The sequence below is a fragment of the Pseudomonas sp. FBCC-B545 genome (assembly GCF_059134095.1).
On sequence record NZ_CP101441.1, the window covers coordinates 1,529,976 to 1,549,705 of the forward strand.

The window sequence follows — 19,730 nt, forward strand, 5'->3', positions numbered from 1 at the left end:
TCCGCTGCCGCCGCTGCCGCCTGTGCCGTCAAAGCCGTCCGAGCCACCGGAGTCAGATCCACAGGATGACGGGCCTTCTGAGCCAGACAAGGGCGAGACCGATGATGGTAATGACCAAGCCAATGACCCAAAGCAGGTGCCCCAGGCACCCTCACCCTTAGCGCCTCCTGCACGATTCAAGGGGGCGCGGCGGGGGTTGGGTGACTTCGCAACCAGCGGTAATCGCAATAGCTTGCGCAAGAGCCTGCGGGAATATGTGCGCCATGGGTATGGTGGATCAAAAACCACCACGGCGCGCTTTGGAGGCACCGCATCGATCGCCGGGGTTTTTGGCAGTGCGCTTGAGTCGGTCGCTGATGGCAGTCAACAAGCTGGCCCCGGCGTACTTGACCGAGTCCTTCTGCAAGGTCGCTCTGCGTCCGAAGTCATGGATGCCCTGGTTGAAGCCGTCCGCCCGGTAGACGGTACTCAGGATGCAGAAGCCGAGCGTGCTTCGATCCGTGGGTCGCTGTCCGATGTTTTGGTGCGCTATCCAGATGCTGACCTGCTCAACCTGTCAGCTGAGCAGCGGGCTTTTGCGATTGAGCGTTTCACCGCAATGGACGTGTTCCATCGGTACGAGCTCGATATGTGCAAAACCATCCAGGAAAAGGCGCCTTCAGCATCGGTCGCGATGCGTCGCTTGAAGGAGATCAAGGATTACATCAAGGAGTGCGTGAGCGCCTCGTTCCGCAAGATCGCAACCGCCAGAACGCCTTTGACTACTGGAAGGATTTCTCAGGTGGTCACCCAGGCGTTGCAGGACACCTTTGAAGTGTTTGAGGGGTACGTAGAATGAGGTTTGTGTGCGGCCCAGCTGGATTTACGGTGCCGGGTATGGATGGCGCCATGCAAGTGGTGATCTACGGCAAAGCTGAAGATGGACAGGTCAGCGTCGGAGGCTATGCCCGTGAACTGCTGGACAAGGCCCATTTGGAGATCAGCCCTCAAGCCTGGGATTTCCTGAGTATTGCGCTTTCAGTGGTGGCTGCTGACTTCACTGATTTGAGAGCAAAGAGTGCTGACGCCTGGACTCGGCAGATCAGCCTTGAGATTGCGGTGCAAGATCCGATGTTTTGGAACACCCAGGCTCGTGCCTTGGAGGCAGCGCTGCGATTTCTTACAACGGATCAGTGGGCGCTGGCTTTCCATCCCGGTGGTTTTGGGCCGCCGGCACAGATGCAAGCGCTGCATCCAGTAGAAGATTCGGTGGTGCTGCTTTCTGGCGGTCTAGACAGCTTGATTGGTGCGATTGACCTGGTGGAGCAGGGAATAAAGCCTTATGCAGTGAGCCAGATTGTCAGAGGCGATGGTGAGAAGCAGGATCTGTTTGCTCGAAGCCTGGGTTTGAACCGGATCGGTCTCAATCATGTGGCCAGATCGCCCGGGCAGCAGGAGCCATCCCAGCGCGCACGCTCGATCGTATTTTTGGCATTTGGCCTGGCCGTAGCGACCTCGCTCGATCGCTACCATCGTGGCGAGACCGTGCCGTTATACATCTGCGAGAACGGGTTCATCGCCATCAATCCGCCGCTGACCATGTCCCGAGTGGGTAGCCTGAGCACTCGCACTGCGCATCCTGAGTATTTGGGACGGCTTCAGCAGGTCTTTGATGCTGCCGACATCAACGTAGAGGTTCGCAACCCCTATGCCTTGGTCACGAAAGGGGAAATGATGGTGGGCTGCAGAAATCAGGATTTGCTCAAGCAGCATGCCGTGGCATCAACCAGTTGTGGGCGCTTCCAGCGGTTCGGCTACAAGCACTGTGGTCGCTGCGTGCCGTGCCAAGTTAGGCGCGCTTCGTTTAAACGCTGGTCGTCGCTTCGTGATCAAACCGAATACGTCCACGATAACCTGAACAAAGATGACCTGCAGCATGGGCGATTCGAAGACGTGCGCTCGGTGGGCATGGCGTTGGCAAACGTGGCTCAAAATGGCTTCGAAGAGTGGCTAGGCCACAGCCTCTTTTCTCCGTTCATCCATGATCGCCAAGGGTACAGTCAGATGCTTGCGCGAGGGCTTGATGAACTGGGCGTTTTGCATCGTGACTATCGGCTGATCTAGTCATGGGACGCGTGCGTCGAATGGCTACGCGAGGTGGCCTGATGCATAGCCATAGTCTGTGTATGGTTATAGGCATGGGCCGAGCGAGGCCGATCCAGGCGCTTTTCGCAGATCTGTGGCATTCAGAATTAGGAAGCCACGCGGTGAGTGGAGGGGCCTTGATCGAGGTCTCATCTGGCCAATTCTGAATTGACGGTCGCGATCAGTCCATGTCATCTATAAGGTCTAGTGACTTTGCCTTCCTGATCAACCTTTCGATGACTCAGTAATCCAGCCACACCATCGATTTTACGATACTTAGTTGAAGGTTTTAATCAGGGTGATCCTGCTACCACTGAAAGTTCGGTTTAGCCTTATATTGTTGCGGCGAAATCCTGGTTCGAACATAATCCGCGTCCCGTCAATCTAACGCCATCGACGGAATGTTGGCCGGCTCACAAAAATGGTGAGTACCTCACATTTTGTTTTGGGATAGCGGTAGAGTTAACCCATCTGTTAATTGAATAGAGGCTGATATGGGCTGTCTTCAAGAGTTCGCTCGTCTGACTGAGTTAGTGCATACGCTGGAAAAGCAGAAAGAGCATATGCTTCAGGATGGAGAGCTCGTTAGGGAGTTGGAATTCGAAAGGAAATTGAACGAGCTTTTGGACGAATATGGCGTTCCTAGGAAGCGCTTGTTGGAGATTTTACTGGGCCGTCCCGATGCGCCCCGCCCAATTCGAAAGGAGCTAGCTGATGTGGGGAGTTTGAAAAGCGAAGCCCCGGCTCCAGCCCCTGCTAAGCAGGCTGCTGCGAGCACAGCGCCTGAACCTGGCCTGCGACCTGCCAGCTCAAATGCTGCCGCATGGAGGGAAAAATTTGGACATCGAAGCTTTGAGTCTTGGTTCAATCAAGCGAAGCCTGAGCGCAGCTGAGTTAAGTAGCATTTTTTAGAACATTAACTTAGCGGCTGATTTTGAATTTCCCAGATTTTGAATGGTTAGTGTCGGCGAGCTAGTGAAATTCGATGCTAACTCAATTCTGAATTGAGATACCGCTATGATCAGATTGCTCCCTGTATGGCTAGAAGTTGTTTCATTTCCGAATAGGCTCTTGCGACCGGTGTGTCTTTGGTCAAGAGCTTGCCAAAGAATGAAGCTGTAATTACATAATCCTGATCGATCAAGTCGTTTGTTATGCGAGCGGCGGGGCGACTGTCGATCCCACCCTTGCTGACCCATTCCATATTGTGCCAAAAGCAAGATATGAAATACCTCAGAATTAGTGGCTTAGTTTTCAGAAACCCTTTGATGCGGACGTCTGAAAATCCTTTTTTCCTGAGAAATACTATCGCACACTCAAAGGCCATTGAATAAATGGCCCCAAGCCGATGCTCATCCGGTGGGGTTTGCCGTAGTTCTTTGGATGCGGTCGGCCCCAGAACAGTTTTCAGCAGGCCGTCTCTTTTCAAGAACTTTTCTTGGTTTTGGACATGATTTAGCTCGTGCTTTTCAATATCTGGCTGAATTTCCTCGATATGTGCAGCGATGAGGCCTAGCCCGGCAGGTGAATCAGATCCTGCTTTCAAATCGTTCATCGCCCTTCGAACGACCTTGGTGAAAGCTTTGTCGACCAAGCGACCTTCCATGCTTTTCAGCTCGGCGCACTCCATTTGAAACGCGACGCCGACAGAAAGCGAAACCGACACGCGACCGGGAATAGACGACAGGGTGGCCAGTGATCCGCGCATGGTTTCGCGCCATTGGGGGCCTTTGCACATTTCGAGGAGTGCAGCGTCCGGAATTAGAAACTTGGCCTTGGGCCTGTCTTCAATTAATTGCTTCAGCTCCTCCGAGCGGAAGTAATTCTGATCCAAGGTGTAAATTTCTGTCATGGGGGAGACCTGAGTTACGCAATCGCTTGTGGAGCAGCCGGAATGGTTCAGGGTGGTTATTACATACAGACCATCAACACGGTTTTTGGATCACGGACGTAGGCGATCCTGGTCGTTTGTCTCAGATGTATCAGCCATCTCATCCTGAATGGCTGAGTCTGCCGTCGTCACGCGGCGTAGATACCATTCCCATCATTCTTGAGCTATTGGCGCAGGCTCCTCGCTACCCTCTGCCCGACTACCGCTCTCATTAGTCTCAACCATGCGCAGCATCTGCTCCCTTACCAGGGGCTCACATTTGTGGCAGGCGAAGTATTTGATTCTCTCCATATCCCCAGTGACGAATTCATCGCATCGCTCACACGTGACAGCACCCCAGCCCCGGTCGAAGCACGATACACAGCTCCACATCCCGTCGATAAAGAATACTGAAGGCTCAGGGTGCTCGCACTTGTGGCAGGACGCGATATGCTCCTGTCCTTCCTCACACCACTCATCTCCCTGGGGATAATGCTTGGCGCAGAGGTTGGTCAGGACGTCGATGGTGATGCCGTGGCCGCAGTTTGGACAAGCGTTTAAACCCTTTTGGAAGAATTTAAATGGAGCGTTGCAGGCGGGGCAGGGCAGCTCTGCGTTGCACTCTTCCACAGCGGTGTCATCGACGCCACACACCATGCAGGTGTAGTCAGTACCCCATGAGTGGGTCTCGCCAACAATAGCGGCGGGCATGTGGCAATGGCCGCAGGGAGTGATTTTTTTACCTTTCCTCTCTTGGATCTCGATTTGAGGCTTCAGAATTTCGAATCGGGTTTTGATGAACTCGCCCTGGCGCATCATGCGCTGGTTGAGCACTTGTAGCTCCACTGCATAGGGTTGAAACACGCCTTCCCATAGCCCGGTCAGGAGCGCATGCAGGTAGTGCCAAGATGCCCATGCTTCGGCAATCACCCCGGCCTGTGTCTTGCTCGGATTATCCATACCTGAATGTGCGAAATGGACAATCTGATTACGGTGCTCGCCCAGTGCCTTGAAGTTGTCAGAGGCGTTCTTGTCGATTTTTTCGCCAAGAATGGACGGGATTCGGTTAAGGGCGTCATCAAGGTAAACGGAGAGGAAATCTCCAACGGCTAGGTTTTGTAGATCTCCGGTCTCAGGCTTTGAAAGCATGAGTGTCCAGTGCTCTTTCATGAGCCGGGCTTTCAGGAACAACTCAACCGCCGTGTACAGATCGACGATGGCATTCTTGGGTTTGGTTTGGAGATGGTCGATAGAGCTATTCACGAAGCCCAAGGCGTTTCGCACCAAGGCGTCGAAGAGCTCTTCTTTCGTCCGGCGTTCCTGCTTCAACCATCTGCGTGCCATAACGCTTTACCGCCTCTTTGTTGATTACTTGCTGCGATTGTAGAAGCGAATGCACCTCGACGGTTGGTTCCCCTTCCGTAACGCTCGCTACGGCCCAGGCGGGAGCCTAGGCCAAGTAATGGCTATTCCTGGAGGGTGACTGTGATGGCAGTAGAATCTATGCCATAAAACCGGGCCATGGCGTCTTTGGCTCCTTTGATCGCTAGGTAGGGCTCGCCCTTCGTCTCTGCTACAAAGCCTTCGACCTCAATAGGAGTACCCTTGCTGAATAGCTCTCTCACTCCGCGAGCTAAGCCTACATTCTCATTGTGATTGAACAAACCGCTGACGGATCCAGAGACCTCGATCGCTTTTCTGAATTTCACATCCCATTGCTTCTCGCCGTCAGGGGATAAGACCTTGCGCCACTCACAGATTTCGAAAATCAAACCACCTGGATCATGCGCAGATCCATCGGATCGGCCCTTAGGCCAGTATACGAACGATACTGCCAACGCCTCTGCGTCATCTACCACGGACAAGCGTAAAGAGGCGCCATCGGTTTTGCTCCACGGAGCGGCGGGCTGATGTCGATAAATGAATTCTCTGTCATTCATGGCAATTCCTTAAAAGATTGCGCTGACTCTTAGACGGCTCGTTGTCGAGACCTTGCCCCGCGATGGCTCGGGAGAGCATCTCACTGGTAGTGAAGGGGGGCTGGACTACGGGTCAGGTGTTGAACAAATGGGGCAAAACTGAGGCGATCGAGTCACACCTTGGCGATCTGCTTTTACACGGCCAGCGTCAGAGTTAACCGCCGATTGGTATACGTTTTGAAGAAACCTCTCCTTCGTGGCTGAGCCGGTGCTCAGGTAAACGGCGATCGAGGCAAACAGTCTACTGGCCTGAGCGCTGTTGCGACAGGACGCTTTTTGGGTGTCAGGAAGAGAGCAAGCTTGAGGGCATTTTCGGGTTGATTAGGACGGCGGGCCTGTACCTTCGCAATGAACGTTGCGCTATGGGAAGCGTGCGTACCTATCGTGAGCTGGAAAAGTTTTGAATAGGTACCGACTCTGCAGGTGCCGAACGCTAGCCTATGCAGACATAAATCAGACAGGTATCACTGAGTGCCTCACGAATCTACCGAAGCGGTACAAAAATGCGAAATCCTACTGCGCACTATGATGGAGGATCTTCAGGCCAAGCGAATCTGGCCGAACATGTCCAGCATCATCGACGGCATGCTCAAACGCCGCATAGAGCTTGCGGAGGTGTACCAAGAGGTTCATGCCTCCCTGGCGCACGCACCCAGAGCCCTCTTCATTTTCTGGGATGTCTTCCTCCATACTGCTGATGGTTGGAACCTCCAGAAGAATCGAGCTGCGCGGCAAGCCCGTGAGGAATTGGTTAGTGTAAACCGCCGGATTAGCGAGCTTGCTGACCAATTGGCAGCATTGCTGGATCGGCGTGATGCCATTCATAACTACTCCGGTTTTCATTCGAATACTCACTATCACATCTTGGATATCGTGCACGAAGCGTCTGAGCACAATGGTCTGTATGAGAGCTATGTGAAAGAAGATCTGGATCGTCTTCAGTACCAATTCGACCTGAAATATTGGCCGCCGTTGAGTGATGTGCTTCAGGCAATCGGCACCGACGCCGAGCGCGCAGAGGTGACTGCCACCGACCCAGCTACTGCAGCTGCCACCGCAAGTAGGAAATCAGGGCGTTCAGATTTCGTGAGGGCGTTTATGACGCGGATCGACGGCAGCAGAATTAAAAATTGTGGCTTCATCCCTGATGAATTCACGCTGTCTGATAGCGGCATGGCCTCGCTCGTCAACTGTGGCCTGGATTTGGCTGTCGATGAACTGGTAAATGCCGAATTCATCAAGCGATTTCGGCAGCGACAGCGTCAAGCGAGTAAGGCCTGAACGCACCTGGGCCAGCGTAGCGCAACAGTGGGTGGCACGATCCTACGAAACCTCGATGCTGACCCTGTCAGCTGTGGGCCAAGAGGGGAGCTAGGACTTCGCCGCGTCCATCCAGCGCTGATAGCTCTGCTCGGCGTGAACCGGGTTATCCAGCCTCGGTTTTGAACGCAAAGCGAACGTCTTTTCAGCCAAGGCCTCCAGCCGCTCTGCTGCTTTAGGCAGCCAGCCATTCTTGATCGCCCAAAGCTTGATGTTCTCTGCCGGCTCTTGGTGGTTACGCGAGCGCAGGATTCTAAGGGTGCGTTTGGCGTGGTCATCATCGGAGGCGTTTAGGACGGCGGTGCCCAAGTTGATCACTGAGGTCAGGGACTTCATTGCTTGCTCAACGATTGGATCGGCGATGAGCTTGATCGCCGGGGCAGCAGACTTCCCAGATTTTTTGGGCTTACCCAGCACTTGGGGTGACCAGGTTCTATTCCAATTTTCAATTGCATCGGGCGTCCATGGGACAGCCACGACAGCGACCAGATTTTGCAGCGAATCGATTTTGTCCATCATCTCCTGGCCTGCAAAGATGGCGATCAGCACGGATGGTTTGGATACCCATTTCAAGGTCTTCATCGTCTCGCAGCGCATCTGGGCGCCGCTAGGCAATGTCACAGGCACTCCTTTGACTAGCTTCGTGTGAATCGTCGCCCCTAGCGCCTCATGGAGGGCGCCAGAGGTGAGTGATGCTTTGGCAGGTACCAAGAAAATGACTTCGAGCGTGCCGGAGGTTTCGCAGAGACGGTCTGCAACTTTGACACCTGCCAAGATGTGCACAGGGCTCTGATTGGTGTCGGGTAGGAGTATCCGTTGTACGTTGGGCATGCAGTCGTCCTTGTCAAAAATGGTCGTCACGGGTGTGGGCCGGATCAGGGTTTCGGAGCTTGTCTCGCTTCCTCTGATAGATCAAGTGATGGGGTTGAATGCCCCTCGGTTGTCGCTAGCTCAATTAACACGCTCCTGCGCAAGAGCGAGGTGTGAGCCGTCAATTGAAAGGTGGTAGTGGCAAGCAGCGTCTGACCTTACACTGGGCTTCCCTTTGACGCGCTTGGACTGTTCAATGAGTTTTCCATCCGACATCAAGCTGGCCATGCGGCAGTGTATTCTCAACGTGCTTTGGCCAAAGGACGACATCCTGAGTTTTTTTGGCAGCAACAGCTGTACCAAGGCAGATATTAACGCCTTGGGTGATTACAAGGCGCTCTCCCGCTCAGCGATCGTTGACGCGATGTTTACTCACTTAAGCCAGAAGCCAGATGAGGGACTGGGTCAGTTTAGGGCGATGTTACAGACGCTTGTCACGTGGACGCATTTTGACGAGTACTACTTTGATCGGCTGCAAAAGTTGGATCGTGTGCATGCTCAGAATGCGATCACGCACCTTAAGCAATTGCAGGAAATTCGTGACCATAAACTCCAGGAACTCAGAAAAGAGCGGGAGCGGCGTGAGTCGGAAAATCGAACAGCCAAATCTACCCTGCCAGACCTCCAGAAGCAGTTCATTTCGCTGCTTCAGGGCGAGCAAACTGGAAGTAAGCGCGGGTATGCTTTGGAGCGAATACTTCATGAGCTCGCTCGCGTCTCTTCGTTGGAGGTGACCGAGGCATTTCGAGAAAGGGGTGAGCAGATTGACGGAGCCATCAAATACGACGGGGAGCACTACCTCATCGAGGCGAAGTGGCAAGAAAAGGCGGCTGCAAACGAGTCGGTGTATCAGTTTGCGGGCAAGGTTGAAGGCAAGATGTATGGCCGAGGTCTCTTCATCTCGATCCACGGTTTCAGTGAGCAGGTTGTGAACTCGCTGATCGCCGGAAAAGCTATCAAGACGGTGTTCATCGACGGGGCCGATCTCATACTCGTATTAGAAGGATTGCTGACGTTCACACAGATGCTGGATTGCAAGATCAAGGCTGCTCAAACACGAGGCTTGATCTACGTTGACGCCATGTCCGGAAGGGCAAAGCTATAGAGCCCCAGTTCACTGGCCTAAACGGCTCTCACGGCATGGGCTCTGCCCAATGCGAGTCGTAAACCTATCGCCCAAAAAAGGTTCTCTCCGGTGCTGCTCCGTGCATGGAGTAGGGTGCCGTCTGGACGATGGTAGTGAATTACCAATAAAGTGCGGCGAAAGTCTCCAGCCAGCGGCTTTCCAGTTCCCCCAGTTCTCTTTGACTAGATTGCTAACGAAGCTAAGTCGTGGGCAATCAAGCTTCAGACGGCCTTACAAGGATAAGCGACTCGTCACCCTGCTCGTAAACCTCTGGTATAGCCTCCTCACTAGGGAACTCCATGGCAACCAAAGCTTTTGCTTGTTGAAAAGCACGGTAGATGGAATGGCCGAATCCAATAGCTGAGTAGAACTGCGCGGCGAAGATACGAGCGGGCAGATCGCCCACATCGCGATTCATGCCTATCGCTGCTGGTACGTGGCGGATGAGTCGCTGAAAGTCACCGTAGCTGAGACGACCAAACCACTGGATCTGGCGTATCAGGAAATCATAATCGGAGCAGGGGCCTTTGCGGCGCTTGCTGTTCTAGTCACTTTAAAGGAGCTAATTTCGTGACCGACAACCAGAAACCAAGCAATAACGAACAAACACGCGTTCCGCCACCGCCGCCGACCACTGAGTATCAACGAAGATCCGAGGAGCCTCCTGTTAATCGTCAGGCCCCTGTAGATCGGCGTCGCTGAGGAAGCTCCGCAGCCAAGTAAGCACTGTACGTGCGTATATTGATCGTTCTCCGAACCTAGGAGAACGGTCGCTTGACTGTGAAACGAGGTTTATCAGGCTGTCACCTGGCAGTTCAGCGGATGGTACTGGTAATACGAGTCTTGGGTGCAGTGAGTACGTGTTATGCGATCCAGCGCTCGGCAGGCTAGGTATCTGAGGTGGGAGCCATGTCCCGGCCCAATATGTTTACACCAGCCCTGGACTTCCAATAGCTTAACTCTGCCGAGATACGCTGGGTGGAGGTTTTGCAGCGGTGCCGACGGTTGAAATATTCTTTATGCTGGTCTCAGGCTTGATGAGCCCGCTATTGGAGTTCTCCAACCTCACCAACGCTACCAGTGACTCTGCCGAATGACCTTAGTGCCGTTGACCTCGTGGCAACCGACAAGAACATTTCTTCGCGGATATAACTCCTCTCTAGGCATTTCGTGCCTTCGCAACCTATCTCCATTGTGCGCCGCAATTGTCGGTAATGATTTCATTACGCTATCATGAGGCGGGACTGAGCGTACGACGCTTGGCATTTGATTAATGAATCATGGATGAGAAGCCAGTGACTTCAGCAGAGCCGAATTTTTTGTTGGCAAAAGCAAAGCATACCGTCGAGCGCAAACGGCGGGCACGCATAGTAAAGATGATTCTTCCTGGGCTGTTGGGCGTATTATTGTTTGTAATACATTCAGTCCTCTCTCCAATGCTTAACTACAATTTAACTGTGCCGTTTGGGTTGCTGTCTATCGTTTTAATTGGAGTGTCGGCAGGCTTTGTTGTCGTCACGTATCTTCAGACTGGCTTCGCTCTCTCAAAGGAAATCGAAGTAGAGGCTGAGCTGGCTGTTCTAAGAGAGCCGAGCTCTTTGGGTGGCATTGAATCAATTCTTGGTTCGGTGAGGAAAGTCGTTAAAAGTGATAGTCAAGAGTCTTTGTCTGACGATTTGAGAGCGTTACGAGAGGAAATTCAGCGGCTCAAAGTTGAGGTCGATAAAAATTCCTATTTACGCATGGGTGAGCCTGACCATGAATCTATGCGCCAATTTCTGGACGACTCTGCGGCAGAGGTTGCTGTAAAGGCACACTCTCTTTTGGCAGCTGAAGTGACCCGACAGGTAAAGTCTGATTATATGAATCTACGTTTCGATGAATGTCGGGCGCGGTTACTCCAAGAGATTCGCGATCTCAACCGCAAAGGCAACACCAATCTGGCAATTGGGGCGGGGATTTCTACTATCGGCATACTTCTTTTAGGTGTGACTCTTTTATATGAAGTGACCGAGAGCAGAGATATGCTAACGTTGGCGTCTCATTATTTGCCAAGGTTGTCGCTGATTATATTGATTGAGGTTTTCGCGTATTTCTTCCTGCGCCTATATAAGTCAGGGCTTGTGGAGGTTAAATATTTTCAAAATGAGCTGACGAACATTGAAGCTAGGCAGATTTCTATGGAGGCTGCCCGAGAAGCAGGAGACAACGCTTTGATCGGAGTGGTAGTGACGAAACTTGCGGATACGGAGCGCAACCATATTCTCACAAAAGATCAAACGACAGTTGAGCTTGAAAAGGCTAAGCTTGAGAGCGAATCTAAAGTGGCTTTTGGTAAGTTTGTCACCGATTTTTTCCAGAAAGTGAAACCATCAAAGGAATGATCGGAAGGTATTGAGTAACTGACCTAGCGATGCAACTGAACTCGTCTGATTTACACGACGTCGACAATTGAACCGCCCCCAACCGAGACTGCAGATTAGCCACATAGTGAAGCGTCCATCGCTTGCGGCCTCGCACTCAGCGTTCAAATTTGGGGCTTTGTACCGCTATTCGTGCTGTCGTGTAGGCGTTAGCGAACTCGTACTGGTCAATCGTGCCCCTCGTTAGGCTCTCATTGAGCTCAGTAAAGATTCGTAAACCTTCGCCAGCCTCTACGGATTCCAACTGAGCACATTTTGAACCTAGCAGCTGGATGGCGACCATCTCTAGACGTTCGTCCATGTAGTCACCATGGTGGGACTCGACCAACAGCCTGTAAACCGCCCAAAGTCGTTTGGCGCAAGCCTTCGACAAATGGCCCATGAGTGCCGAGGTGATGATCAGAAGGACTATGGTCTCAAGGGCCTGATCAGGAGCATCCTTTTTCATGGCTGCTTTGATATGCCAGTGCCGCATCAGCGAAGCTAGTCCAATCTCAGGAAGCTGAGCATGCTCCACCAGTACATGCAACGCCGATGCTGCATGCCCCAGCGATTTTTCAAAGGGTACGCGGTAATCCCAGAGCGCCGAGATCATTGAAATGAACCCAGGTTCTGCATCAAGGATTGCTACGCCTTGACGTACGGTTCGTGCAGTAAAGACAGCCGGAGGAAGTAACTGCACAATTTCGGATAGCTGTACGATTATCCCGACCCGCCATTCGCACAGCTGGGCAATTTTGCCCGCTTTTTCAAGTGGTGAAAGCTGCCCAACTTCTGTCAGGGCGTAAAGGACGTCAAGTGTGCAGAAGCCATCCACCTTGGAACCTGCGGCGCAAAAAATGCGCAGCGCTTCGTCATCAGAATAGAGCCGGTACCGTTCTGGCTCTTTGGCGCATATCTCCGCCATTTCGCTGTTGCTTCGCCCAATGACTTTTGAAGGCAGTGCTTCGTTTGCTTCTTCTGACGAGGAGGGCTGGAGGATGGAAGCGAGATGGGCTTTCAAGGCGTTCTGTAGTGCCAAGCACTTGCTTCGCATCGGGCTTCCGAATACAGGATTCGTGAACTCGGCAAGCTCCTCCATTGTGGCTCTGGCCACTGCAATTTGACCGAAGAAAGTGATGACGGCGTCGATGAGCCCCAAATCATTGAGGACTAGCAGCGCTGTCCAATCCAGCAGAGGCACACGCTTGCGCAGGGAATCGGCACCGGCGGGTTGCCAGCCAATATCGTTGACCATCGCCAAGTGATACTGGCGATCATCGCGGCTGGACACTTTGGCAACTTCCCACAGATGCACGATATCGCAAATGCAGGACAGCACCAGTCGCGGGCGCCATGAGAAAGGGATGGTGGATAATCCCTGCCGGAGGGAGCGCTCCAACCGTTTCTGGAACGCTTCTCTGTCGGGCGTCAGCCCAGTCAGTGCTTTTAGGCTTTCAACCAACTCCCTGCCAGAGGCGCCATCTCGAACCTCGCCTCTCCAGAGCATCCGGGAATTCGGAAAATTTCTGAAGAATGCATCAGCGCGTGTTCGGAATTGCTCCCTATCCTTAGCAAGGTCGATGTCACTGCGTCCACCCAGGGTACCGCTCAGGTGCATCATCAAATAGGTGCCTTCCTGGCTCTCTACGCTCTGATCCACCAGTTCGCCTGCTCGCAGGGCCAGCTCCAATAGTCTGTCGCTCGTTGGGTCGGAAAACTGAATGAGAAAGAACAGTAACTTCACGAACTCCAGCTGTTCTCCTTTGGACTTTGCAGTTTCGAGAGCCCTCTCCGCCGCCTCTACGGCGTCATCGAGGTAGCCGCAGCGAGTGGCGATCGTGGCATAGGTGTTCAGAGCCAGTGGGTCGTCGGATCCTGTAGCAACAATTTTCAACAACCGATCGCGCGCTTTTTCCGTTTCGCCTAGATGATCAAGTGCCAATGCCTCGAAGGCCCCCATTCGATCACCCGACTCAACGCGGACTTTATTGCTTTGACACAGTTCTACGATGCCCTGCCAATCTTTCAAAGCTACCAACGCCATCCCGAGGCGCGCCGCCATCGCAGGCGAGAGTACGTAGTGCTCTGTTATTCTTTCGGCGAGTCGAACACACTCCATCGCACTGTCTGAATCGGTGGGATCAAGCTCGTGGATGAGTGTGAGTGCAATGCTCACGGGCTGATCCAATTCCTCATACCGTGCCTGCAGCGTCTTCAAAGCTTCATCTTTGGCCAACCTGCTCATCTCCAACTGGAGATAAAAATGTGCGAGGGCGGCTTGGGGAGCTAAATCAGGATCTGATTCGAGCAGACTCATCCACTGTTTCACTAGGCCAGGCTGAACTGATTTGTGAGCAGAAATCGAGGCGGCGGTGACAGCCGAGCCAAAAAGGGGATGGCTGCGTTCCACGGTGCCGACGTATGTGCCAAAGCTTTGGTAGCATGCCCGGAATTTACGGGTCTCATATAGCAAGAGCGTGTTCCAGAGATGCTTGTCAGGTGAGTCGGGCAACTGATCATTTGCCGACAATGCGAGGGTGAAGTCCGATAACTGACCCGCAATGCCCCGTAAGACCTCATGGATATGAGGCAAGTCCGGGCGCTTCTGCACAGCATCCTTCAGGTCTGCAAGTATCGACTCTGCCTTTCCGAGTGCCGACGCTGTAGCCCCCCATATGTCGACAAGCTGCTCTATGTTGGAATCCCACCCTGACGCCTTTATAGATAACACCGCGTCGTTAATCGCAGCCCAAGCCTCCTCAAGCTTCTGAAGGTTTACACCCGGAAGACCTGCGGGTGGGATAGATTCACGTCGCTGCGTACTGGCGGTGGCCAAAGCTAGGGAAAATTTGGCTCGGGCCCTAAGCAAAAGTAACAGTTCACGTATGTCATCGGATGCCTCGCAGGCTGCAAGGCCCGCTTCGCAGTCAGTCAGGGCATCTGCAGGCTGCTCAGACAACCAATGTGCAAACGCTCTAGCGAAAGACCGTTGAGGTTCTGGCAGCAAATCAGCCAGCTCAATGGCCAGCTCATAATGCCCTTGCACAGCATGGAGTCGGGAACGAACGGCGATGACTATTGGGTCTTCACCCTCCAGCAGATCATGCAGCTCAGCAAGCGATTCGTTATCGTGTTCGAATCTGATGCGGATCTCTGCTTCCACCAAAGCGGCTCGGTACTTGGGCAAAGGCGTTGCCTCATACGCGTTCTGGTATGAAGAGGCTGCCGCTTCGTTATCCCCGGTTTGAACCTGCCAGTTGCCACGTAGACGCCAATATTCTGCGCGCTCCAGCGTGGTCGAGTTTTCGAGCTTTGGCTCTGCCTCGTCGAGCTGTATCTTCGCTCGATCCAGCGCAGTTACTTGGAGATCCGCTTTGGCCTGAGTCAAATTCCAGGCAAGCGTGCCCCGAGCTGGGTTAACCCAGTAGTCTTCCGTTGAGCCTGCCAAGGCGTTCATCAGCGCAGGCCCTCTTGCAGCCACACCTTCTACCACCCCCTGAACCAAGGTTAAGCGGTCATCTGCTTGCATCCCAGGGTGGGTTTGCTGAGCGCGCTGGCTAAGGACGTGCCCTACGCGAGACAGTTCGTTCTGGTGACGAATGCCCTCAGAGAGATCCGTAGTCCTTTTCAGAATGTTTTTTGTTGGCGCGCGAAGGGTGACGTATTTCTGTTCGGCAGATAGATCATCGACGGTGATGCGGATCAGCTCATCCCTAAGCCAAACGTAGTAAAGAGGGCAGTCAACAGGATCTTCATTTACCGAAAGGTCGCAGATCACTAGGAGCACCGGTTCAACGGCTCTGGCGTAATAGCGGACAGTGGTGGCTTTCAGAGTCACCGAAATGTATTCGCCATCCGCCGTCAGGCTAGGAGAGCGGGTGCCTTTAAGTTGGATACGAAAAATATCCGTCGCGCGTTGATTCGGCGTGGTCTGCACCTGGAAGTCATAGCCATAGTCGTCAGTCCCTTCTAGGCTTTGCACCCGCCAATCCTTGGGATGACGAGCCATCAGACAACGTGTTGCATCTGCATTGATGTCGTGCTGATCACCCGTCCCTGGTAAAGGCCCATCAACTGGCATGGTGCTTCCTCAGCATAATCAAAAGGGCGCAGATGGCGTAAAAAAGGCGTTCTCGGTGCATTTTGTTTAGGAGTATACAGCCCTCTAAACGGGGCTTGGGGTCACCTACGTGATCAATATCTCTGTGTCTGGACTGATAGGCAGGTTGGGCGCATACCTGTCTCGCACAAGACTGCCCAAGGTTATCCGAGTTCCGGCCTTTCCAAAGCGCCTCGTAATGGGTTCTGATGCTAGCCCGGTCAATGCATGCCGGCGGAACGATACCCTACCTAAAGCATCCGGCTAGGTGGGCTCTCACTGGGCCCATCCGCCCCTGTCACTCCCAATTGTCCCCCGGGCCTATCTACGCCTTCGATGTGCCAAGCTCCTCAAAAGGCCGGATAGCCCGTGCGTTATCGAGCCAGTCCTCAGGGTCTTCAAGTTTCTCTCTGATGTAGTCGCCGTCGCGACTGCGGTAGCCGAAGGCCAAGTACCGAAGATTTTCACGGTGGATCATGTAAGCCGCCGTGACCCTAGCCTCGGAGGCATACTCTGCTCCATCGAAGACGGGGGCGAGCAGGCCCATTCTGGCCAGCGTGAGCTCAGTCTGCTCTCGCACAAACTCGACGAAAAGTTGCTGTGGGTCTGCCACCTCTGCTTTGAGCTCCTTAGGCCTGCCATCTTCATGTTTGAGGCCGTATAGGTAAGCCGTCCCCTGAGATTCCACAAACAACACATTCTTGAAAACCCGACATGCCCCTCCAGGCTCGCAAGCCTTAATGTCAGCGAGCCAAAGCTCGTCATGCTGCGAGTCTGGGAAACGCCCAGCGAAACGCGGGTTTGAGGCTGAGTAGATGGTGGCTGGTGTGATGCTGTCCTGCATGGCTGCGCTCCCAAAAATGCCGTCGAGTGTCGTCCGTCATCGAGTGTAGTCGCTCACGGTGACGATCAATGACGACTATTCTGGCCATGGACTGTAAGCGTCCGGGTAACACACCTTGCTTAGATTTTTGCTGTTATTGCCTCAAGGCTGAGTATTACTAGCGTTATGCTTGTTGAGATCAAATCTTTTCTGCATAAAAAACCGGTTGTATCCAACGACCGGGTAATCTTTAAGTTCTCCAAATATGCTGAAGCCGTGCCGGAGGTAAAAGTCAGGAGCTTGAAAAGAGAATGTGTCCAGCCAGATACCTTGACAGCCTTTCTCACGCGCCAGAGCTTCCGCCTTGTTCATCAACTTTGCGCCCAACCCTTGCCCTCGGGCAACTTCAGGTACTACCAGCAACTCAACAAATAACCACTGCCCAGAAATTTTTGCGTATAGCCCACCTTGCGTAGCCCCCGCGTCATCCTTGATTAAGATCGCAAGTTTTTCAGTTCCGGTGAGCCCCGTTTGTGCTTGGTTGTATTCGCGCAACGGTGCCAAAATCGCTTGGTAATCCGCCTCTTGAGGCGTCTCATTTATCTCTATCCGTAAGTCCACAGCTTTCTCCTTGAGTAGTTTGTGATTAAACGGGCGCCCAACGATGTGGTAACAAGTTGGTAGCGTCACTTGCCCGCTGCGTGGGCAGACGAGTCAAAACGTCCTTCAGGTAAGCATACGGATCATGTCCGTTCATGCGCGCAGACTGGATCAAGCTCATGATCGCTGCCGCCCGCTTTCCGCTGCGTAGCGATCCGGCAAACAACCAGTTCGAGCGCCCAAGTGCCCATGGTCGGATTTGGTTCTCGACTTGATTATTGTCGATGGGCACAGCTCCATCGTCGAGGTAGCGCGTCAGCGCTACCCAGCGTTTAAGGCTGTAATCCAGGGCTTTGGCTGTTGCCGACCCATTGGGCACCAGGTCTCGCTGGGCCAACATCCAGTCTTGTAGTGTTTTGATTATTGGTGCTGCCCTTTCTTGGCGTATTCGCCTGCGATCTTCATCGCTCATGTCCTTCGCCTGGCGCTCAACTTCGTACAAGCCACCAATCGAGAGCAGTGCTTGTTCAGCCAACTGGCTTTTGTTTGCCACGTGCAGATCAAAGAACTTGCGGCGGGCGTGGGCCATGCAGCCGATTTCGGTCATGCCTTTTCCGAAGCCAGCCTTATAGCCAGCAAAATCGTCGCACACCAGCTTGCCATTCCAGGGGCCGAGGAAGTTACGCGCATGCTCGCCCGCTCGGCTCGGGCTGAAGTCGTAGACCACCGCCTTGAGCGCCGAAAACGGCGTCGTGCTGTAGGCCCAGACATACGCTCGATGGGTTTTCTTCTCGCCTGGCGCGAGCATTTGAACTGGGGTTTCATCGGCGTGGATTACACCTTCGGCCAGCACAGCTTCGCGCAATGCATCGACCAAAGGCTGAAGCTGCACGCCGGTTTGTCCAACCCACTGCGCCAGCGTCGAGCGGGCGATCATCAGGCCGGCGCGGCCAAAGATTTTTTCCTGCCGGTACAGCGGCAAGTGGTCAGAGAACTTCGCCACCATTACATGAGCCAGCAGGCCTGCGGTGGGGATGCCCTTGTCGATGACGTGCGCCGGTACGGGCGCCTGGATCAATGTTTCGCACTGGCGGCAGGCCCACTTTCCACGCACATGCTGCTCGACGGTGAACACGCCGGGCGTGTAATCGAGCTTCTCGCTGATGTCTTCGCCGACGCGTTGAAGCTGGCAACCACATGCGCACTGTGTGCTCTCGGGTTCGTGACGGATAACCGTACGAGGAAACTGCGGCGGCAGCGGCGCACGCTTGGGTTGCTGACGTGGTTCGGCCGGCGCAGCCGGCGGATTGACCGCTTTCAACTCAGCCTCGATGGCTGCAATATCAGTGTCGAGCAGGTCGTCGAGCAAGCTGCCCTGGTCAGGGCTCAGTTGCTCGCTGCGCTTGGCGAACTTGTGCCGTTTGAGCACGGCTATTTCGTGGGTGAGTTGTTCGTTGACTGTTTCGATCCGATGCATCTTCTTGCCCATGGTGTCGACCTGCGACAGCAACTGCGCCGCGAATGCACGCAGTTGATCGGGGGGCATTTGATCGAGGTTGGGTGTAGAAGTCATGCCTTGGATTTTACCAAAGCAGATCACCTGCGGCAGCAAGCTCAGGCGTTAATTACAGCCTTTTAAAGGATAGTGATCACACCGCCAACTCCAACGCGTTGCCAAGGCAGGCCCAGCACCAAGGCCTGAAGTTGTTCGGCATCCAGCTCAACCTCGCAACCTTGCCGAATGCCTGGCCAGTGAAACTTACCTTGGTTCAACCGGCGAGCTGCAAGCCAAATGCCTACGCCGTCATGCACCAGAACTTTCATGCGTGTGGCGCGGCGATTGGCGAAGAGATAAGCACAGTGCGGCTTCGCCGCACCGAATACTGCAATCACTCGGGCCAACGCGGTCTCGGTACCGGCGCGCATGTCCATGGGCTCGGTGGCGAGCCAGATGGAGTCGACGCGGATCATCGCAGCAGGTCTCGTAGGAAAGCGGAACACGACGCTGTATTTTCTGTCGGCCAACTCACCACAACTACGCCTTTTGGATGAGGCACTTCAATTCGGATTGTAGCGGGAAGAGCTTGATGCTTCGCTATCGACGGCGCGGCCTTGACCGGAATAAAGGCAGTTTGCAGTGCCAGGTTTTTCTGCGCATGCACCCGAATCCATTTATGGACAAGGTTGGCGTTGAGGTTATGGGTCAAGGCGACATTGGCAATCGAGGTGTCAGCCTGCGCGCACTCGGCGATGACCTGGGCTTTAAAGGACTTGGAATAGGAACGACGTTCTTGTGGCATGGGCGTCCGCTTAAAAAGGCTAAAAAAGGTGTCCACTTAAATTTAGGTGGACACCATCGTCTTAAGCGATGGCATCAGGAAGGTGTGTTGCCCGGACGGTTACCATGGACTTGGGCGTTGAGGTGTAGGCTAGAATCTGCCCCGTCACGAACGAGGAGTGTCGATGGCATGCTAGGCGTTCACTTCTAGGGTTTACTGGCTTGGAGCTTTCGAG

At 53.7% G+C, this 19,730-nt stretch carries 16 protein-coding genes; 5 read left to right on the top strand and 11 right to left on the bottom strand.

Going from position 1 to position 19,730, the window contains the following annotated elements:
• Nucleotides 1-232 precede the first annotated feature (232 nt).
• Both qatB and qatC read left to right on the top strand, forming a co-directional pair.
• A complete protein-coding gene (qatB, locus tag NMB39_RS07140) occupies nt 233-838 on the top strand; it encodes a Qat anti-phage system associated protein QatB (protein WP_401192530.1) in 606 nt (201 codons plus the stop codon).
• Nucleotides 835-2,103: a Qat anti-phage system QueC-like protein QatC gene (qatC, locus tag NMB39_RS07145; RefSeq protein WP_463561761.1), complete on the top strand. Its 1,269-nt coding sequence runs from the start codon at nt 835-837 to the stop codon at nt 2,101-2,103. The genes qatB and qatC overlap by 4 nt, the downstream gene beginning before the upstream one ends.
• Before the next feature lie 1,042 nt (nt 2,104-3,145).
• Here qatC and NMB39_RS07150 read toward each other — a convergent pair.
• From NMB39_RS07150 to NMB39_RS07160, 3 genes are all read right to left on the bottom strand, one after another.
• Complete coding sequence (locus NMB39_RS07150; RefSeq protein ID WP_401192539.1) at nt 3,146-3,976, bottom strand: hypothetical protein; 831 nt, start codon at nt 3,974-3,976, stop codon at nt 3,146-3,148.
• A gap of 192 nt (nt 3,977-4,168) precedes the next feature.
• On the bottom strand, nt 4,169-5,323 hold the full coding sequence (locus NMB39_RS07155) for a hypothetical protein (RefSeq protein WP_233100582.1): 1,155 nt from the start codon (nt 5,321-5,323) through the stop codon (nt 4,169-4,171).
• A 137-nt stretch (nt 5,324-5,460) separates the two neighbouring features.
• A complete protein-coding gene (locus NMB39_RS07160) occupies nt 5,461-5,934 on the bottom strand; it encodes a hypothetical protein (RefSeq protein ID WP_401192543.1) in 474 nt (157 codons plus the stop codon).
• Between the two features lie 603 nt (nt 5,935-6,537).
• Here NMB39_RS07160 and NMB39_RS07165 point away from each other — a divergent pair.
• A complete protein-coding gene (locus NMB39_RS07165; protein WP_494339480.1) occupies nt 6,538-7,254 on the top strand; it encodes a hypothetical protein in 717 nt (238 codons plus the stop codon).
• A 90-nt stretch (nt 7,255-7,344) separates the two neighbouring features.
• Here NMB39_RS07165 and NMB39_RS07170 read toward each other — a convergent pair whose 3' ends face one another.
• Nucleotides 7,345-8,124 (bottom strand): DUF1889 family protein, encoded by a 780-nt coding sequence (locus NMB39_RS07170; protein ID WP_401192549.1) that lies wholly within the window; start codon nt 8,122-8,124, stop codon nt 7,345-7,347.
• Between the two features lie 235 nt (nt 8,125-8,359).
• Here NMB39_RS07170 and NMB39_RS07175 point away from each other — a divergent pair, with 235 nt between their 5' ends.
• Nucleotides 8,360-9,268, top strand: coding sequence for a restriction endonuclease (locus NMB39_RS07175; RefSeq protein ID WP_401192552.1), 909 nt, complete (start codon nt 8,360-8,362; stop codon nt 9,266-9,268).
• 235 nt (nt 9,269-9,503) lie between these two features.
• Here the strand turns inward: NMB39_RS07175 and NMB39_RS07180 are convergent, their stop codons facing one another.
• Nucleotides 9,504-9,707: a hypothetical protein gene (locus NMB39_RS07180; RefSeq protein ID WP_401192555.1), complete on the bottom strand. Its 204-nt coding sequence runs from the start codon at nt 9,705-9,707 to the stop codon at nt 9,504-9,506.
• Between the two features lie 862 nt (nt 9,708-10,569).
• Between NMB39_RS07180 and NMB39_RS07185 the strand changes: the two genes are divergently transcribed.
• Nucleotides 10,570-11,673 (top strand): hypothetical protein, encoded by a 1,104-nt coding sequence (locus NMB39_RS07185; RefSeq protein WP_494339479.1) that lies wholly within the window; start codon nt 10,570-10,572, stop codon nt 11,671-11,673.
• 136 nt (nt 11,674-11,809) lie between these two features.
• Here NMB39_RS07185 and NMB39_RS07190 read toward each other — a convergent pair whose 3' ends face one another.
• The 6 genes from NMB39_RS07190 to tnpA all read right to left on the bottom strand — a co-directional run bounded on the left by NMB39_RS07190 (nt 11,810) and on the right by tnpA (nt 19,516).
• On the bottom strand, nt 11,810-15,775 hold the full coding sequence (locus tag NMB39_RS07190; RefSeq protein WP_463561757.1) for a DUF4365 domain-containing protein: 3,966 nt from the start codon (nt 15,773-15,775) through the stop codon (nt 11,810-11,812).
• Between the two features lie 343 nt (nt 15,776-16,118).
• Nucleotides 16,119-16,637, bottom strand: a complete 519-nt coding sequence (locus NMB39_RS07195; RefSeq protein ID WP_494339478.1) for a hypothetical protein — start codon at nt 16,635-16,637, stop codon at nt 16,119-16,121.
• Nucleotides 16,638-16,778: 141 nt separating this feature from the next.
• Nucleotides 16,779-17,237 carry a GNAT family N-acetyltransferase gene (locus NMB39_RS07200; RefSeq protein WP_078824719.1) on the bottom strand — a complete coding sequence of 153 codons (459 nt, stop codon included), beginning with the start codon at nt 17,235-17,237 and terminating at the stop codon, nt 16,779-16,781.
• Between the two features lie 25 nt (nt 17,238-17,262).
• Nucleotides 17,263-18,789 carry an IS66 family transposase gene (gene tnpC / locus NMB39_RS07205; RefSeq protein WP_494340606.1) on the bottom strand — a complete coding sequence of 509 codons (1,527 nt, stop codon included), beginning with the start codon at nt 18,787-18,789 and terminating at the stop codon, nt 17,263-17,265.
• Nucleotides 18,790-18,851: 62 nt separating this feature from the next.
• Nucleotides 18,852-19,187, bottom strand: a complete 336-nt coding sequence (gene tnpB, locus NMB39_RS07210) for an IS66 family insertion sequence element accessory protein TnpB (protein WP_494339477.1) — start codon at nt 19,185-19,187, stop codon at nt 18,852-18,854.
• Nucleotides 19,184-19,516 carry an IS66-like element accessory protein TnpA gene (tnpA, locus tag NMB39_RS07215; protein ID WP_139372294.1) on the bottom strand — a complete coding sequence of 111 codons (333 nt, stop codon included), beginning with the start codon at nt 19,514-19,516 and terminating at the stop codon, nt 19,184-19,186. The genes tnpB and tnpA overlap by 4 nt, the downstream gene beginning before the upstream one ends.
• Between the last annotated feature and the right edge of the window lie 214 nt (nt 19,517-19,730).

Excerpts from the sequence above, each read along its gene's own strand:
- NMB39_RS07190 (WP_463561757.1), bottom strand. The coding sequence starts at position 15,775 with ATGCCAGTTGATGGGCCTTTACCAGGGACGGGTGATCAGCACGACATC.
- NMB39_RS07165 (WP_494339480.1), top strand. The coding sequence starts at position 6,538 with ATGTCCAGCATCATCGACGGCATGCTCAAACGCCGCATAGAGCTTGCG.
- NMB39_RS07175 (WP_401192552.1), top strand. The coding sequence starts at position 8,360 with ATGAGTTTTCCATCCGACATCAAGCTGGCCATGCGGCAGTGTATTCTC.
- NMB39_RS07160 (WP_401192543.1), bottom strand. The coding sequence starts at position 5,934 with ATGAATGACAGAGAATTCATTTATCGACATCAGCCCGCCGCTCCGTGG.
- NMB39_RS07195 (WP_494339478.1), bottom strand. The coding sequence starts at position 16,637 with ATGCAGGACAGCATCACACCAGCCACCATCTACTCAGCCTCAAACCCG.
- qatC (WP_463561761.1), top strand. The coding sequence starts at position 835 with ATGAGGTTTGTGTGCGGCCCAGCTGGATTTACGGTGCCGGGTATGGAT.
- NMB39_RS07170 (WP_401192549.1), bottom strand. The coding sequence starts at position 8,124 with ATGCCCAACGTACAACGGATACTCCTACCCGACACCAATCAGAGCCCT.
- NMB39_RS07150 (WP_401192539.1), bottom strand. The coding sequence starts at position 3,976 with ATGACAGAAATTTACACCTTGGATCAGAATTACTTCCGCTCGGAGGAG.
- NMB39_RS07180 (WP_401192555.1), bottom strand. The coding sequence starts at position 9,707 with ATGAATCGCGATGTGGGCGATCTGCCCGCTCGTATCTTCGCCGCGCAG.
- tnpB (WP_494339477.1), bottom strand. The coding sequence starts at position 19,187 with ATGATCCGCGTCGACTCCATCTGGCTCGCCACCGAGCCCATGGACATG.
- NMB39_RS07185 (WP_494339479.1), top strand. The coding sequence starts at position 10,570 with ATGGATGAGAAGCCAGTGACTTCAGCAGAGCCGAATTTTTTGTTGGCA.
- tnpC (WP_494340606.1), bottom strand. The coding sequence starts at position 18,789 with ATGACTTCTACACCCAACCTCGATCAAATGCCCCCCGATCAACTGCGT.
- tnpA (WP_139372294.1), bottom strand. The coding sequence starts at position 19,516 with ATGCCACAAGAACGTCGTTCCTATTCCAAGTCCTTTAAAGCCCAGGTC.